This is a genomic window from Paraburkholderia tropica (assembly GCF_914484835.1).
In the GTDB taxonomy this organism is placed as follows: domain Bacteria; phylum Pseudomonadota; class Gammaproteobacteria; order Burkholderiales; family Burkholderiaceae; genus Paraburkholderia; species Paraburkholderia tropica_A.
Genome location: NZ_CAJZAR010000001.1, coordinates 152,618 through 168,123, shown reverse-complemented (window position 1 = coordinate 168,123; position 15,506 = coordinate 152,618). Strand labels below are relative to the sequence as shown.

Here is a 15,506-nt window from a genome sequence, read left to right as displayed (position 1 = left end):
CCGCCACCGCCACCGCCGCCGCTATTGCCACTGCCACTGCCGCTGCCACCTTTGCCGCCGCCGGCGTTGCTCGATCCGCTGGTCGCACCGCCGACGCCCGAGGTGCCGCCGCGCCCGGTCCCCGAGTTGCCGGAGCTCGTGCCGCCTGACACGCCCGCGCTCGCCGAAGCCGACGCGCTATTGCCGCCCCCGCGCCCGCCTTGCGAGCAGTTGCCGTTGTTGCCGTAGCAGTTCTTCGACGTGAAGACCGTCGCGGCGTCGTCGGCTGCGACGATCGCCTCGGCGCTCTGGCTCGCGCCGGGCGAGGGCGCGGCGCTGGTGCTGCTGGTGCTGCCGGGGTTGCCGCCGCTGCTTTCGCCGCCGCTGCTTGCGCTCGTCGCGGCCGACCCGCTGCCGAACGGGGCGACGCCGTCGGCGGGCATCCCCGAGTCGGTCACCGCGCCGCCGCTGGCGGGCAACGCGGCATCGGCGACGAGGATCCACGTCGGCGCGGTCACATTGCTGTCCTGCGCGTGCGCGCCGATCGCCGGCAGCAGTACGCCGATCCCCACCGCGCCGATCGCCAACACCGCGAGTCCACGACTTAACCCATCGCAGTACTGATGAATATTTCTGCTTCTCATGATGTCCTCCCGGAAGTGATAGCGCATTCGCGCCTCGCTTCTCACATAGCTTGTGTTCGACGTCGCGCCGCTTTTTTTGCTGCGTTAAAGACTGCGGCGCGCGCCATCCCCCGTCATGCCCACTCCGCTTCGCGCCGGTGTGCGTATCGTGCGGGTTGCCGATGTCGTCTCGCCGGTGCGTGCGGTACACGCGACGTCCAGATCGCTTCGTGCGAATGTCACGCGGATAGCCGATTTATGCAGGAGTGCTTATCGATCGCCGTGGCCCGCGAGCGGGACGGCGGATAACAGGCGCATCGTGCGTGCGGCCATCCGTTCGCCCGGTGCGGCGCGCCGCGATTCGCAGCGTGTCGCGCAGGTTGGAAGCGACCGGATGTCTGGTTCCGATATAGCGAGTTCTGTGCCATCGCGCGCAGAGGTCCGCGCCGCATGGACCTGCGGTTTTCCCTGCTGTGCGGACGGGGGCGAAATCGATGAAAACGTTTCGGCGATGAAACGCAGCGGCGCGGTCTGCGATCAGCGCATCGGCATCGCGACGGCGGCGCGTGGACGCGGATCAGGCCGTAGGCAGCGCAACGAATCGCGTGAGCGACGCGTGGCGGGCGACGGTGTACGCGTCAGGTCTCGCCGTTCGACGGGGCGGCGACGCGTTGCAGCGCGCGAAGTTCGTCGGCGGGAATGTGGCAGCGGATGCGATGGCCGTCACCGATATCGTCGAAGGGCGGGGCGGTGTCGTCGCAGATCGGGCCGATCCTGCGCGGGCAGCGTGCGCTGAAAATGCAGCCGTGGCCTGTGCTGCCGCCGACGTTGCGCGCGGCGGTCGATTCGCGCGCAACGTCGGCCGCGCCGTCATCGGGCGTGGTGCGGGTCGAGTGGGTTGAGTGTGTCGAGCGCGCCGCGTCGAGCAGCGTCTCGGTGTACGGATGGCGCGGGCCGTCGAAGACCGCGGCGGCCGGGCCGCTTTCGAGCACGCGGCCCGCGTAGAGCACCATCAGGCGGTCGGCGAGATAGCGCACCACGCCGAGGTCATGCGAGATGAACAGATAGCTCACGCCGCGCTCGCGTTGCAGGCGCGCGAGCAGGTTGAGGATCGCGGCCTGCACGGACACGTCGAGCGCCGAGGTGGGCTCGTCGCAGATCACCACGCGCGGCTCGCCCGCGAAAGCCTGCGCGATCGCCACGCGCTGCTTGAGGCCGCCCGAGAGCTGGCGCGCGCGGGCCGAGAGGTAGCGCAGCGGCACGCGCACGGCGTCGAGCAGGGTTTCGATGCGGGCGTCGGTCGCGTCCTGCGTATCCTGAGCGGCGGCTTGAGGTTCGTGAGATTCGGCGCGCGCGAGCGCTCGACCGACCAGCGTGCGCACCGGCAGCGCGCGGTTCAGCGAGGCATCGGGATGCTGGAACACGACCCGCAGGGCGCGCCGCTGACGCGCATCGCGCCGCGCGACGTGGGCCGCGAGCGGTGCGCCGTCGAGTTCGATCGTGCCGCCCGGATCGGGCGCGTGCAGGCCGAGCAGCAGTTTCGCGAGCGTCGACTTGCCGCTGCCCGATTCGCCGACGAGCCCGAGCGTTTCGCCCGCGCGCAGGTCGAGCGAGACGTCGTCGAGCACGCGCAGCGCGCCCGCGCCGTGGCCGAAGGTGCGCGAGACGCCGCGTGCGCGCAGCACGACTCCGGCCCCACGAGCGCGCGTTTGCGCGCTTTCATCCGACGGTTCGTTCGTCTGCGCAATGGCCTGCGGAGGTTGCGAGGGCATCGGTGCGGCTTCATCCGCGACGATTGCGACGTTGGCCACGTTCGCCGCGTTCGCCGGATCGCCCTCGGGCAGCTCGCTCGCGCGCTCGTGATAGTGGCAGCGCGACATCTGCTCGCCGTGCGCGGCCTGCACGCGATGCGGCGGCGGCGCCTGATCGTGGCAACGGGCGTCGGCGAGCCCGCAGCGCGGCGCGTACACGCAGCCGCGCGCGAGCGTGCCGGGCGCGGGCAACTCGCCCGCGATGGTATCGAGCGCGCCATGACGCTTGGTGCGCCCCGGCGCGGGTAGGCAGCGCAGCAGCCCGACCGTGTACGGATGGCGCGCGCGCTCGAACACGTCGCGCGTCGCGCCTTCCTCGACGAGACGGCCCGCGTAGAGCACGCCCACGCGCTCGCACATGCGGCCGATCACGCCCAGATCGTGGCTGATCAGCAGCACGGCCATGCCCAGCTCCGCGCGCAGTTGCGCGACCAGCGCGAGCACTTCGGCTTCGACGGTGGCGTCGAGGCCCGTGGTGGGTTCGTCGAGGATCAGCAGCGACGGATTCGAGGCGAGCGCCATCGCGATCACCACGCGCTGCTGCATGCCGCCCGAGAGCTGATGCGGCCAGCTCGCCATCACGCGCGCCGGGTCGGCGATACGCACGCGTTCGAGCATGGCGTGCGAGCGCGCGAGCGCCTCGCCGCGATCGTCGGTGTCGTCGCCCGCCGCCTCGAAGGCCTCGCTCAACTGGCGCGCGACGGTCAGCGACGGATTGAGCGCGCTCGCCGGGTCCTGATAGACCATCGACACCTTGTGCGCTCGCAACGCGCGCAGCCCTTCGCGGTCGAGCGCGAGCACGTCCTCGCCCGCGATGGCGATGCGGCCCGCCTTCACGCGGCCGTTCTGCGCGAGATAGCGCAGCGCCGCGAGCGCGACCGTCGACTTGCCGCAGCCCGATTCGCCGACGAGCCCATAGGCTTCGCCGCGCTTGATGCGCAGCGAGACGTCGGTGAGCACGTCGCGGTCCTTGCCGCGCACGCGGTACGCGACCGTGAGGCCGACGAGCGCGAGCGCGTCGTCGGCGCGTGGCGCGGAGAACGTGGCGAGCGCGGGGCCGCGCGCGGCCCCGGCCGGGCGCGCCGGAGCGGCTGGCGCAGTAGTGGACGTTGTGGTGGACGTGGGCGTGCCGGGGCGGTTCACGATTCGAGCACCTCACGCAGGCTGTCGGCGATCAGGTTCACGGCGACCACCAGCGATCCGATCGCGGCGGCGTCGAACGCCACGGTCCACCACGCGCCGCCCGCGAGCAGCGCGTAGGATTCGGCGAGTGCGAGCCCCCAGTCGGCGGACGGCGGCTGAATGCCGAAGCCGAGAAACGAGAGCGTCGCCACCGCGAAGATCGCGTAACCGAGCCGCACGGTCGCTTCCACGACGATCGGCGGCCAGACGTTCGGCAGGATTTCCGCGAACATCACGAAGGGCGCGCGCTCGCCACGCAGACGCGCGGCCGCCACGTAGTCGAGATGGCGTTCGGCGAGCACGGCGGCGCGCACGGTGCGCGCGATGAGCGGCGCGAAGGTCACGCCGATCACCAGCACGACCGCGAGATTGGACGCGCCCACGGCCGCGAGCACGAGCAGCGCGACGATCACGAGCGGCAGTGCGAGCACGGCGTCGAGCGCGCGCGCGACGAGCGTGCCGAACGCGCCTTCGAAGTAACCGGTCACGAGCCCGAGCGCCGCGCCCGCGAGCGTGCCCGTGAGCGTGGCGAGCGGCGCGATGGTGAGGATGTCGCGCGCGCCCACGATCACGCGCGAGCAGATGTCGCGGCCCAGTTGATCGGTGCCGCACCAGTGCGTGTGGTCGGGCGGCATCAGCGAGCTGAGCGGGTCTGACGCGTAGGCGTCGTAGGGCGCGAACCACTGGCCCGCGAGCGCGCAGACGATCCACGCGAGCAGGATCAGCGCGCCGATGACGAACGCGGGCGAACGCAGCAGCAGACGCAGGAGGGCGGCGGCGCGCGAAGGCGGCGCGGGCACGGGCGCGCGTGCATTTTCACCGAGTGATTCGGATGCCGAACGATTCATGCGCCTCCCTTCGTGCGCAGGCGCGGATCGAGCAGCACGTGCAGGCCGTCGGCGAGCAGATTCGCGAGCGTATAGACGAGCCCCACGGCGAGCACGCCCGCTTCGAGCAGCGGAAAATCCTTCGCCTTCGCGGCGTTGTAGATCAGCGAGCCGATGCCCGGATAGCGGAACAGCGACTCCACCACCACGAGCCCGCCGATCAGATAGCCGAGCTGCGTGGCGGCGACCGTCACGCTCGGCAGCAGCGCGTTGCGCAGCACGTGGCGCACGATCACGGTGTGACGCGGCAAGCCCTTGAGGATCGCGGTGCGCGTGTAATCGGCGTCGAGCGCGTCGAGCATGCCCGCGCGCGCGATCCGCGCGAGATAGCCGAAGAACACGAGCACGAGCGGCAGCACCGGCAGCACGAGATGGCGCAGCGTTTGCCACGCGCCCGCGTCGGGCGGCGCGACGGCCTCGATCGGCAGCCAGCGCAGCCACACGCCGAAGATGAGGATGAGCACGATCGACGAGACGAATTCGGGCACCGCGCTCGCGCACAGGCCGAGCGTGCTGATCAGGCGGTCGAGCCAGCGTCCGCCGTTGAGCGCCGCCCACACGCCGCCGCCGATGCCGAGCGGCACGACCACGAAGAACGCGAGCAGGCCGAGTTTCGCCGATTGCAGCAGCGCGTCGCCGACGAAGGGCGCGACCGCCTGCTTGTAGGTCCACGAGGTGCCGAAGTCGCCGCGCAGCGCGTGGCCGATCCACGTGCCGTATTGCTGGAGCAGCGGACGGTCGGCGCCGAGTTCGTGGTTGAGCGCGGCCACGGCGCGCGCGTCGGCGAGCGGGCCGAGCACGGCGCGGCCGATGTCGCCGGGCAGTAGCTGGCCGCCCGCGAACACCAGCACGGACAGCAGCCAGAGCGTGAACAGCGCCCACGCCGCGCGCGTCGCGAGAAAACGCAGCGCGCCTGCGGGCAGCGTTGCGTGCGTGCGCGGCGCGTGCGGGTCGATGCGGGGCGGTCTCGTCAGCGGTGTGGCCATCGGACTCCTGAGGGACGCCTGAGGGACGCCTGATTGCGATGCAGGCGCGGCGCGCGGCGTAAAAGACGTCAGCCCGCGGCGCGCGCCGCCGTCATGCCGCGAGCACCGCGCGGTCGAAGTACAACTGCGCGAGCGCCGTGAAATGCACGCCCGAGAGCGTGGCGCGCTGCGCGATCAGCTGGTCGTAGAAGTACGGGATGATCACCGGCGTTTCGTCGAGCAGCAGCGTCTGGATCTGCGCGGCGACCTGCTTTTGCGCGGCCACGTCGAGCGTCGCGGCGAACTGCGCGACCAGCTTGTCGTACTGCGCGTTGCGAAAGTGCGCCGCATTCCACGTGCCGCCGCTCGTGAGCGGCGCGTTCAGGAACACGTTCGGCACGCCGCGATGACCGTAGTCGGTGATGCCCATCGGCGCGTCGAGCCAGTCCGATTTGCCGTAGGTGCCCGCGCCGTAATACTGCGACTGGCTCTCCACCTTGAGCGCGATGCGCACGCCGATCGCCTTCGCGGCGTTCTGCACGACCACGGCGAGATCGGGAATCTCCATGTACTTCTCGGTCGTGAGCGTGATGTCGAAACCGTTGCCCACGCCCGCCTGGGCGAGCAACTGGCGTGCCTTCGCGAGATCGGGCTTGCGCTGCGGCACGCTGTTGCCCGTCGACGGAAAGACCGGCGCGAACGGGCTGTCGTTGCCCACGACCGCGCGGCCCTTGAAGAGACCGCGCACCATCACGTCGCGGTCGAGCGCGAGGGCGAGCGCCTGGCGCACGCGCTTGTCCTTGAACGCGGGCACGTCGTTGCGCATGTGGATCTGGCGATGCGCGCTCGAACGCACGCCGATCACCTTGAAGTCGGGATTGTTGAGGATGCCGATGCCGCCCTGCACGGTGAAGGTGCCCATCACGTCGGCCTGACGGCCTTGCAGCGCGAGGATCTGCGCCTGCTCGTCGGCGTAGAAGGCGAACTGGACGCGCGCGGGCAGCGCCTTGTCGCCCCAGTAGTCGGGGTTGCGCACGAAGCTCGCGCCGCGCCGCGTTTCGTATTTTTCGAGCTTGAACGGGCCGGTGCCGATAAAGCTCTTTTCGTAATTGCCCGCATAGTTCGCGGGCAGCATCACCGCGTTGTAGTTGTCCGACGAAACGTAGTAGGGGAAGTTGCCGTTGGGCGCGTCGAGGTGGAACGCCACCGTGTGTTCGTCGACGACTTTCGTGCCGCCTTTCGAGAGCACGCCCTTGAGCACCGAGAGCGCCGCCGAGCCGCTCGCGGGGTCGGCGAGGCGATCGAAGGTGGCGACCACGTCCTTTGCGCCGAACGGCTGGCCGTCGTGGAATTTCACGTTCGGGCGCAGCTTGAAGGTCCAGACGTCGGCCTTCTCGTTGGCCTGCCACGAGAGCGCGAGGGCGGGTTGCAGGCGGCCGTCGGCGTCGTCGTTGGCGAGGAATTCGCCGGTCTGGTTCAAGAGGCACAGCGCGCCCGCATCGGTCACGGTGAGCGGATCGACCGCGCCCGCGGGCATCAGATGCGCGACGCGGATGGTTTGGCTGGTAGGCGTGGCCGGCTTTGCGTTTTGTGCACGGACGTCGCGCGGCGCGAGCAGACCGCCTGCCGTCACCGCGAGCCCCGAAAGACCGAGCAGGCTCAGATGGCGCAGCAGTTCGCGGCGCGTGAGGCGTCCGGCCTGGAACTCGTCGATGGCGTGATTGCCGGGGGCGTCGGCGTGACGGCGCAGCGCGTCGAAGGCGGACGCGATGGACGAACCAGATGACGCGGACGAAGTGAACAGGCGGGACGGCGAAGCGCGCAGCAGGGACGGCGGACGACGTTTCATCGGTGCGGATTTCCGTGCGGTTCCGTGAATGGGCGCGTTAGCGGAAGCGGCCAACGCGACGACGGCATGCGGTACGGCAGACGACGAAGCAGAATCGGTCCAGTTTACGCGTTTTCGGGCCTTTGATGGCGATGCGGACGATGCCAGGGTTCAGCGGGGTTGCGCGAGATCGCGGCGTCGTGCAGGGCGGCGCCGCGCGGCTTGAGGTGGATGCGCATGAACGGGCGTCGATGAAGGCGGGCGTGACCGGCCTAACGCGCCGCGAGGGGCCGTCTCCAGCGATGAAACAGCACCGAGCCGATCCAGCACGCGATGAACAGCGCGACGATCGCATAGCCGAGTTCGCCGAAGCGCTCGTTCACGCTCGCAACCGCGTTCCACAGTCCGCCCGTCGCGCCGAGCTTATCGGCGATCAGGCCGAGCGCTTCCACGCCGCCGATCGCGATCGCCACCAGCGCGGAGACGAAGGTGATGCTCGCGTTGTAGTAGAGCTTGCGCTTGGGGTCGTCCATGGCCCAGCCGTAGGCGTGAACCATCAGGACGTTGTCGGTGGAATCGACGAGCGTCATGCCCGCCGTGAACAGCGCGGGGAAGACGAGGATCGAGTACATCGGCAGGCCCTTGCCCGCTTCGGCGGCGGCGATCGCGAGCAGGCCGATTTCGGTGGCCGTGTCGAAGCCGAGGCCGAACAGCACGCCCACCGGATACATGTGCCAGCTTTTCGTGACGAGCGCGAACAGCGGGCGCAGCGCGCGCGAGAACAGCCCGGCGGGCGCGGGCGCTTGAGCCGCGAGCGCGGCGGCGTCCTCGCCTTGCTGCGCGCGGCGGTAACGGCGCCACACGTCGCGCAGAATCACGAGATTCACGCACGCGAGCACGAGCAGAAAGCCCGACGACACCAGCGTGCCGATGGTCGAACCGATTTCGTGAAAGCGCTCGAAGCGGCCATGCAGCGTGAGCGCCGTGAGCGCGATGCCGATCGTCGCCGCGATCACGATGGTCGAGTGCCCGAGCGAAAAGGCGAGACCCACGCCGATGGGCCGCTGGCCGCGCTGCATGAGCTTGCGCGTGACGGCGTCGATGGCGGCGATGTGGTCCGCGTCCACCGCGTGGCGCAGGCCGAAACCGTAGGCGAGCAGCGCCGTGCCGAGCAGCAGCGGATAGTGGCGGAACGCGATCAGCGCCCACGCCCAGGCGGCGAGATTCGCGCCGATCAGCGCGGCGTAGAGGACGATCAGGCGCGGGCGCAGCGGTTTCGCGTGGGCGGGCGTGGCGGTGGCGGTCATGCGTGAATGATTCGGGTTGATCGGTGGGTATCAGTGATCGTGAGGATTCCGATGGATCGGATCGACCCAATATACGGCTTCCGGTTGTTCGACCGCGTCGATGTCGAGATTCACGACGACGGCTTCGTTATCGCTGCGCACGAGCACGCATTCGAGCGGATCGTCGGTGCTCGCATTGATTTCCTGATGCGGCACGTAGGGCGGCACGAAGATGAAGTCGCCGGGACCGGCTTCGGCGGTGAACTCCAGATGCTCGCCCCAGCGCATGCGTGCGTGGCCGCGCACCACGTAAATCACGCTTTCGAGCGCGCCGTGATGATGCGCGCCCGTCTTCGCGTTCGGATGGATCGTCACGGTGCCGGCCCAGATTTTCTGCGCGCCCACGCGGGCCGCGTTGATGGCGGCGGCGCGGTTCATGCCGGGCGTCTGCGCGGTGTTGGCGTCGAGCTGATCGCCGCGGATCACCTTGACGCCGTGTTCCCGCCAGTCGATCGGGGCGTCGTGATGGTCGTGGTCGTGTTCGTGGTCATGCGGGTGCTCATGATCGTGATCGTGGCTCATCGTCGTGTCTCCTCGTTCGTGCGTGGCGCTGACGTGCGTGGACGCGCATGGCTCGCGCCGTCCCATTGTGGCACGGACAAAAATGCGCCGGGCGCGTATCGGGCGCGTATCGGTTGCGTATCCGGCACAAGCGGTTTTCACTGCGCGCACGCGTATGAAAAAAGCCCGCCCCTTGCGGGACGGGCTTGCGTTTTATGCGGCTACGCGCTTACGACTTCTTCGCGTTGATCACCGCTTCGGCCACGTTCTGCGGCGTTTCCGAATAGTGCTTGAACTCCATCGTGTAGGTGGCGCGGCCCTGCGTGAGCGAGCGCAGCGACGTCGAGTAGCCGAACATTTCGGAGAGCGGCACTTCGGCGCGCACGATCTTGCCGCCGCCGCCCGCGATGTCCTCCATGCCCTGCACGATGCCGCGACGGCTCGACAGATCGCCCATCACGTTGCCCATGAAGTCCTCGGGCGTTTCCACTTCCACGGCCATCATCGGTTCGAGCAGGATCGGCCTGGCCTTGCGCATCGCTTCCTTGAAAGCCATCGAACCGGCCATGCGGAAGGCGTTTTCGTTCGAGTCCACGTCATGGTACGAACCGAACGTGAGCGTGACCTTCGTGTCGACGACCGGATAGCCCGCGAGCACGCCCGCCTTGAGCGTTTCCTGAATGCCCTTGTCGACGGCCGGAATGAATTCGCGCGGAATCACACCGCCCTTGATCGCATCGACGAATTCGTAGCCCTTGCCCGGCGCCTGCGGTTCGAGCGTGATGACCGCGTGGCCGTACTGGCCGCGCCCGCCCGACTGCTTGACGAACTTGCCTTCGACATCCTCGACCTTGTTCTTCACGGTCTCGCGATACGCGACCTGCGGCTTGCCGACGGTTGCTTCCACGCCGAACTCGCGACGCATGCGGTCGACCAGAATTTCGAGGTGCAGCTCGCCCATGCCCGAGATGATGGTCTGGCCGGATTCCTCGTCGGTCTGCACGCGGAACGACGGATCTTCCTGCGCGAGACGGTTGAGCGCGATGCCCATCTTTTCCTGGTCGGCCTTGGTCTTCGGCTCGACGGCCTGCGAGATCACCGGCTCGGGGAAGATCATGCGTTCGAGCACGATCGGGTTCGCCGGATCGCAGAGCGTGTCGCCGGTCGTCGCTTCCTTCAGGCCCACGGCGGCGGCGATGTCGCCCGCGCGCACTTCCTTGATTTCCTTGCGCTCGTTCGCGTGCATCTGCAGGATGCGGCCGAGACGCTCGCGCTTTTCCTTGATCGCGTTGAGCACCGTGTCGCCTGATTCCACCACGCCCGAATAGACGCGGAAAAAGATCAGCTGGCCGACGAACGGGTCGGTCATGATCTTGAAGGCGAGCGCGGAGAACGGCTCCTCATCGCTCGGATGACGCTCGATTTCCTTGTCGTGCAAGTCGTGGCCGAGAATCGCGGGCACGTCGACGGGCGAGGGCAGATAGTCGATCACGGCGTCGAGCATCGCCTGCACGCCCTTGTTCTTGAACGCGCTGCCGCACAGCATCGGCACGATCTCGTTGGCGATCGTGCGCTTGCGCAGCGCGCCCTTGATTTCCTCTTCGGTCAGGCTCTCGTGATCGTCGAGGTATTTTTCGAGCAGCGCTTCGTCGGCTTCGGCGGCGGCCTCGACCATCTTCTCGCGCCACGCCTTCGCGGTTTCGAGCAGATTCGCGGGAATCTCGGCGTATTCGAACTTCACGCCCTGGCTCTCGTCGTCCCAGACGATCGCCTTCATCTTCACGAGATCGACCACGCCCTGGAAGTGATCTTCGGCGCCGACGGGAATCTGGATCGGCACCGCCACGCCCTTGAGGCGCTCGCCGATCTGCCGCTGCACGCGGAAAAAGTCCGCGCCGACGCGGTCCATCTTGTTGACGAACGCAATGCGCGGCACCTTGTACTTGTTCGCCTGGCGCCACACGGTTTCGGACTGCGGCTGCACGCCGCCGACCGAGTCGTACACCATGCACGCGCCGTCGAGCACGCGCATCGAGCGCTCGACTTCGATCGTGAAGTCCACGTGTCCCGGCGTGTCGATGATGTTGATGCGATGCTCGGGATAATTGCCGGCCATGCCTTTCCAGAACGCAGTGGTCGCGGCGGAAGTGATCGTGATGCCGCGCTCCTGTTCCTGCTCCATCCAGTCCATGGTCGCCGCGCCGTCGTGCACTTCACCGAGCTTGTGATTCACCCCGGTGTAGAAAAGGATGCGTTCGGTCGTGGTGGTTTTGCCGGCATCGATGTGAGCGCTAATGCCGATATTGCGATAGCGCTCGATGGGAGTCTTGCGAGGCACGGTGATCTCCTAGGAATGACGCGCCATGGAAAGTGCCGGACGGCGCGCGGCGCGGGCAGCGCGCAATCCGGCGATTCGCGGGCAGGGCGGGCAGTCCGGCGGGCCGGACGCCGGCAGCCGTGCCGCGCGGTGGATTAATAGGATAGCGCTTGCTCGCGGCTTTTGCAGAAACAGCGCCGGAGCACGGCGGCGCGGCCTGCGGGCGGGCTGGGGAGGGTGGAGCGCGCCGCGGGCGGGCGTCGTCGAAGGAAAAAACGGGCGCAAAAAAACCGGCCGCGCGTGAGGCGGGGCCGGTTCGGGGTGTCGCAGGCGGGCGCAGGGTGGGCGGGGCGCAAAGCGCCTCCACTCACACGCCGCGCATCACGGCTGCGGCAGACCCTGGATCTTCATGCCGGGCTTGATGCCCTTCGACGAGAAGAAGCCCTTGCTCATTTCGAGCGCATACACGCCGTTGTTGCGCGGGCAGTGGTTGTTGGTGGTTTCCGCGTCCATCTCGTCGATGTCGGTGATCGTGCCGTCGGCGCGGATGAAGGCGATCGACAACGGGATCAGCGTGTTCTTCATCCAGAAGCAATGGACGGCGTTTTCGCCGAACACGAACAGCATGCCTTCGTTGGGCGCGAGCGTCGTGCGATACATGAGGCCCTGCTCGCGGTCGGCATCATTCGCGGCGACAGCGGCGTCGATGACGAACATGCCCGCGGTGAGCTTCACGCGCGGAAAATCGCCGGGTTGCTTCGCGCCGGGCGGCATTTGCTGGGCATGCGCGACGGTGCTGGTGACGGCCGTCGAGAACGTGAAGGCCGCGGCGGCGGCGAGCGGCAATGCAGCGGCGAGCGCGCAACGCGCGATCAGCGGGCGCAGGGAAAATCGCACGAGTCAGCTCCTTGCTTGAGAATAGTTCGCGCATGTTACGCGAGTACGTCAGCGCGGGTCAAAACCCCTCGCTGCGATGTCATGCGTAAAGCGAGCGCGCAAAGAAAAAGGCAGAGCGCCTTGCGACACTCTGCCCTTCAAACGCGGTGAAGATCGGCACGTTGGGCCGTTCTCCGATGCGTCTTACAGCTAGCTTACTCCGAAGCTGCCGAAGCGGCTTCTGCCTTAGCTGCCTTCTTGTGCGACGACTTCTTGTGCGACTTCTTGTGCGAAGCCTTGTGTGCCGACGAAGCAGCAGCTGCCGGAGCAGCCGAAGCAGCTTCCGGAGCCGAAGCTTGTGCGAATGCAGCCGATGCGAAGAGGCCAGCGACCAGAGCAGCGATCAGTTTGTTCATTTTGTGAATCCTCAGCTTGAGTTAATTAACCAAGTGACCCGGTAATGGGATCAGGTCGGTAAACGTGCCATCCACCTTTCGGTTGACAGTCTCGATCGGCAATTTGCGAACAAATTCGCGATTCGCGTCTGCCAGCGGTCAGGACCATGCATTGCTACAGGACCCTTGAAGGCTGAATGCCGGATAGCTTCGGCGGCATCTGCGTGGTTTAACGCATGGTCTCGCGAGGCGGTTGACGCGAAGTTTTCATTTCCTTCGCGTTTTCTTGCCGTCGTGCTGCAAATGAAAGAAGCGGCGCGGCGGCTCAGCGGGCTGAAAACGAAAAAGTGCTGGCGCAACAGTGACTTGTGCGCGATGTGCTGTTGATTGAGCCTTGATTCAGGTCACTTGCGCTGATGAGCGGTGCGCTGCCACGGCGCATCGGTGGCCACATCGACGCTCTCGCCAGGCGCAATGCCGAGCGAAAAAATATCGAGCGAGCCGATCGCGACGCGCACGAGACGCAGCGTCGGAAAGCCCACTTTCGCGGTCATGCGCCGTACCTGGCGATTCTTGCCCTCGCTGATCGCGAGTTCGATCCATGTCGTGGGAATTGCCGCGCGATAGCGGATCGGCGGTGTGCGCGCCCACAACAGATCGGCGTCGCTGTCCGCGATTTTTTTCGCGCGACACGGCTGTGTCACGAAGTCGCCGAGATCGACGCCGCGTTCGAGCGCGGCCAGCGCGTCGTCGCCGGGCGCGCCTTCCACCTGGGCCCAATAGCGTTTCACGAGCTTGCGTCGCGGCTCCGCGATGCGTGCCTGCAGCGCGCCATCGTCGGTGAGGAGCAGCAGACCTTCGCTGTCGGCGTCGAGACGGCCTGCCGGATACACATTCGGGGTCTTGACCCAGTCGCCCAGCGACTCGCGTGTTTCGTGCGGCGAGAACTGGCAAATCGTGCCGAACGGTTTATTGAGGGCGATCAAACGCATGGTCGATGGTGGTCAAAAGAGTGAAGCGCGAAATGCAGCAATGAAGCGCAGCGATGAAGCGCCGAGATATTAAAGCAAAACGCCCTGCTGCAATGTTCTGGGTCTTATATAAGACATAAGACGTGAGGGTCAGGTTGGAGCAAGCCGCTCGCGCGCCGCGACGCGAGCGCCGTTGCATCGCAACAGCACCGCACCGGCAAAACGCCCGTGACGCGCGGACGATGCCCCTGTGAAGCCCCTGTGAAGCCCCTGTGAAGCCCCTGTGAAGCCCCTGTGAAGCGCGCGGCACGGGCGTTCGGAGCGTGGGCTAGAATAACGGCCAGACCCCTGCGCCGCGAGCCTGAGCAGTCTTCATGCCGCATCGAACGCGCGAAGCCGCCGGTCGCGACGTAGTCGATCCTGCGCTTTCGATCCTGTTCGCGGTCGCCAGACCGATCCCCCTACTGGAGTTGATCATGCCGTATCAGCACATCAAGGTCCCGGCGGAAGGTGACAAGATCACCGTCAATCCGGATTTCTCGCTCAACGTCTCCAACCAGCCGATCATCCCGTATATCGAGGGCGACGGCACGGGCGTCGATATCACGCCGGTCATGCTGAAGGTGGTCGACGCGGCGGTGCAGAAGGCCTACGGCGGCCAGCGCAAGATTCACTGGATGGAAATCTACGCGGGCGAGAAGGCCACGCGCGTGTACGGCCCCGACGTGTGGCTGCCCGAGGAAACGCTCGACGTGGTGAAGGACTACGTCGTGTCGATCAAGGGTCCGCTGACGACGCCGGTGGGCGGCGGCATCCGCTCGCTGAACGTGGCGCTGCGCCAGCAGCTCGACCTCTATGTGTGTCTGCGTCCGGTGCAGTACTTCAAGGGCGTGCCCTCGCCGGTGCGCGCGCCGGAGAAGGTCAACATGGTGATCTTCCGCGAGAACTCGGAAGACATCTACGCGGGCATCGAATGGCCCGCCGAATCGGAAGGCGCGAAGAAGCTGATCCAGTTCCTGCGCGACGAGATGGGCGTTTCGAAAATCCGCTTCCCCGATAGCTCGGGCCTGGGCGTGAAGCCGGTGTCGCGCGAGGGCACGGAGCGTCTCGTGCGCAAGGCCATCCAGTACGCGATCGACAACGACCGCCGCTCGGTGACGCTCGTGCACAAGGGCAACATCATGAAGTTCACCGAAGGCGCGTTCCGCGACTACGGCTATGCGCTCGCGCAGAAGGAATTCGCGGCGGAACTGATCGACGGCGGCCCGTGGATGAAGATCAAGAATCCGAAGACGGGCGGCGACATCGTCGTCAAGGATGTGATCGCCGACGCCTTCCTGCAACAGATCCTGCTGCGTCCCGCCGAATACGACGTGATCGCCACGCTGAACCTGAACGGCGACTATATTTCGGACGCGCTCGCGGCGCAGGTCGGTGGCATCGGCATCGCGCCGGGTGCGAACCTGTCCGATTCGGTGGCGATGTTCGAAGCCACGCACGGCACTGCGCCGAAGTACGCGGGCAAGGACTATGTGAATCCGGGCTCGGAAATTCTCTCGGCGGAAATGATGCTGCGTCACCTTGGCTGGTTCGAGGCGGCGGATCTGATCCTCGCGTCGATGGAAAAGTCGATCCAGCAAAAGCGTGTGACGTACGACTTCGCGCGTCTGATGGAGGGCGCGACGCAGGTGTCGTGCTCGGGCTTCGGGCAGGTGATGATCGAAAACATGTAAGTTCGGCGCGTAAGAGCGCACGAAATCCCAGAAGCCCCGGTGTACACTATGTGTCGCCGGGGTTTTTGTTTCAGGTGTTCCCGCTAGATGGC

General features: G+C 66.9%; 11 protein-coding genes and 1 pseudogene. 1 reads left to right on the top strand and 11 read right to left on the bottom strand.

Features of this window, described 5'->3' with window-relative positions; genetic code table 11:
* The 11 genes and pseudogenes from LDO54_RS00795 to LDO54_RS00745 all read right to left on the bottom strand — a co-directional run.
* A pseudogene (locus tag LDO54_RS00795) lies at nucleotides 1-623 on the bottom strand (hypothetical protein); the annotation flags it as partial.
* A gap of 617 nt (nucleotides 624-1,240) precedes the next feature.
* On the bottom strand, nucleotides 1,241-3,556 hold the full coding sequence (locus tag LDO54_RS00790) for a dipeptide ABC transporter ATP-binding protein (protein ID WP_224004642.1): 2,316 nt from the start codon (nucleotides 3,554-3,556) through the stop codon (nucleotides 1,241-1,243).
* Nucleotides 3,553-4,443, bottom strand: a complete 891-nt coding sequence (locus LDO54_RS00785; RefSeq protein ID WP_224004639.1) for an ABC transporter permease — start codon at nucleotides 4,441-4,443, stop codon at nucleotides 3,553-3,555. Before LDO54_RS00785 ends, LDO54_RS00790 begins: the two co-directional genes overlap by 4 nt.
* Nucleotides 4,440-5,468, bottom strand: coding sequence for an ABC transporter permease (locus LDO54_RS00780; protein ID WP_224004637.1), 1,029 nt, complete (start codon nucleotides 5,466-5,468; stop codon nucleotides 4,440-4,442). Before LDO54_RS00780 ends, LDO54_RS00785 begins: the two co-directional genes overlap by 4 nt.
* 91 nt (nucleotides 5,469-5,559) lie before the next feature.
* Entirely contained in the window at nucleotides 5,560-7,296 is a 1,737-nt protein-coding gene (locus LDO54_RS00775; protein ID WP_224004634.1) for an ABC transporter substrate-binding protein, read from the bottom strand.
* Between the two features lie 251 nt (nucleotides 7,297-7,547).
* Nucleotides 7,548-8,582, bottom strand: coding sequence for a HoxN/HupN/NixA family nickel/cobalt transporter (locus tag LDO54_RS00770; RefSeq protein ID WP_224004631.1), 1,035 nt, complete (start codon nucleotides 8,580-8,582; stop codon nucleotides 7,548-7,550).
* 30 nt (nucleotides 8,583-8,612) lie between these two features.
* Nucleotides 8,613-9,143, bottom strand: a complete 531-nt coding sequence (locus LDO54_RS00765; RefSeq protein WP_224004629.1) for a cupin domain-containing protein — start codon at nucleotides 9,141-9,143, stop codon at nucleotides 8,613-8,615.
* A 208-nt stretch (nucleotides 9,144-9,351) separates the two neighbouring features.
* Nucleotides 9,352-11,460 (bottom strand): elongation factor G, encoded by a 2,109-nt coding sequence (fusA, locus tag LDO54_RS00760; RefSeq protein ID WP_224004626.1) that lies wholly within the window; start codon nucleotides 11,458-11,460, stop codon nucleotides 9,352-9,354.
* A gap of 360 nt (nucleotides 11,461-11,820) precedes the next feature.
* The gene (locus tag LDO54_RS00755) at nucleotides 11,821-12,336 is read right to left on the bottom strand and encodes a DUF192 domain-containing protein (protein WP_224004584.1); all 516 of its coding nucleotides are present in this window, start codon (nucleotides 12,334-12,336) and stop codon (nucleotides 11,821-11,823) included.
* Between the two features lie 194 nt (nucleotides 12,337-12,530).
* Entirely contained in the window at nucleotides 12,531-12,731 is a 201-nt protein-coding gene (locus LDO54_RS00750) for a hypothetical protein (RefSeq protein ID WP_158951189.1), read from the bottom strand.
* A 383-nt stretch (nucleotides 12,732-13,114) separates the two neighbouring features.
* Complete coding sequence (locus tag LDO54_RS00745; protein WP_224004581.1) at nucleotides 13,115-13,702, bottom strand: pseudouridine synthase; 588 nt, start codon at nucleotides 13,700-13,702, stop codon at nucleotides 13,115-13,117.
* Nucleotides 13,703-14,157: 455 nt separating this feature from the next.
* Here LDO54_RS00745 and icd point away from each other — a divergent pair, with 455 nt between their 5' ends.
* Entirely contained in the window at nucleotides 14,158-15,414 is a 1,257-nt protein-coding gene (icd, locus tag LDO54_RS00740) for an NADP-dependent isocitrate dehydrogenase (protein ID WP_224004668.1), read from the top strand.
* The last annotated feature ends 92 nt before the right edge of the window (nucleotides 15,415-15,506 follow it).

Excerpts from the sequence above, each read along its gene's own strand:
- LDO54_RS00750 (WP_158951189.1), bottom strand. The coding sequence starts at position 12,731 with ATGAACAAACTGATCGCTGCTCTGGTCGCTGGCCTCTTCGCATCGGCT.
- LDO54_RS00770 (WP_224004631.1), bottom strand. The coding sequence starts at position 8,582 with ATGACCGCCACCGCCACGCCCGCCCACGCGAAACCGCTGCGCCCGCGC.
- LDO54_RS00775 (WP_224004634.1), bottom strand. The coding sequence starts at position 7,296 with ATGAAACGTCGTCCGCCGTCCCTGCTGCGCGCTTCGCCGTCCCGCCTG.
- LDO54_RS00780 (WP_224004637.1), bottom strand. The coding sequence starts at position 5,468 with ATGGCCACACCGCTGACGAGACCGCCCCGCATCGACCCGCACGCGCCG.
- LDO54_RS00745 (WP_224004581.1), bottom strand. The coding sequence starts at position 13,702 with ATGCGTTTGATCGCCCTCAATAAACCGTTCGGCACGATTTGCCAGTTC.
- LDO54_RS00785 (WP_224004639.1), bottom strand. The coding sequence starts at position 4,443 with ATGAATCGTTCGGCATCCGAATCACTCGGTGAAAATGCACGCGCGCCC.
- LDO54_RS00765 (WP_224004629.1), bottom strand. The coding sequence starts at position 9,143 with ATGAGCCACGATCACGATCATGAGCACCCGCATGACCACGAACACGAC.
- icd (WP_224004668.1), top strand. The coding sequence starts at position 14,158 with ATGCCGTATCAGCACATCAAGGTCCCGGCGGAAGGTGACAAGATCACC.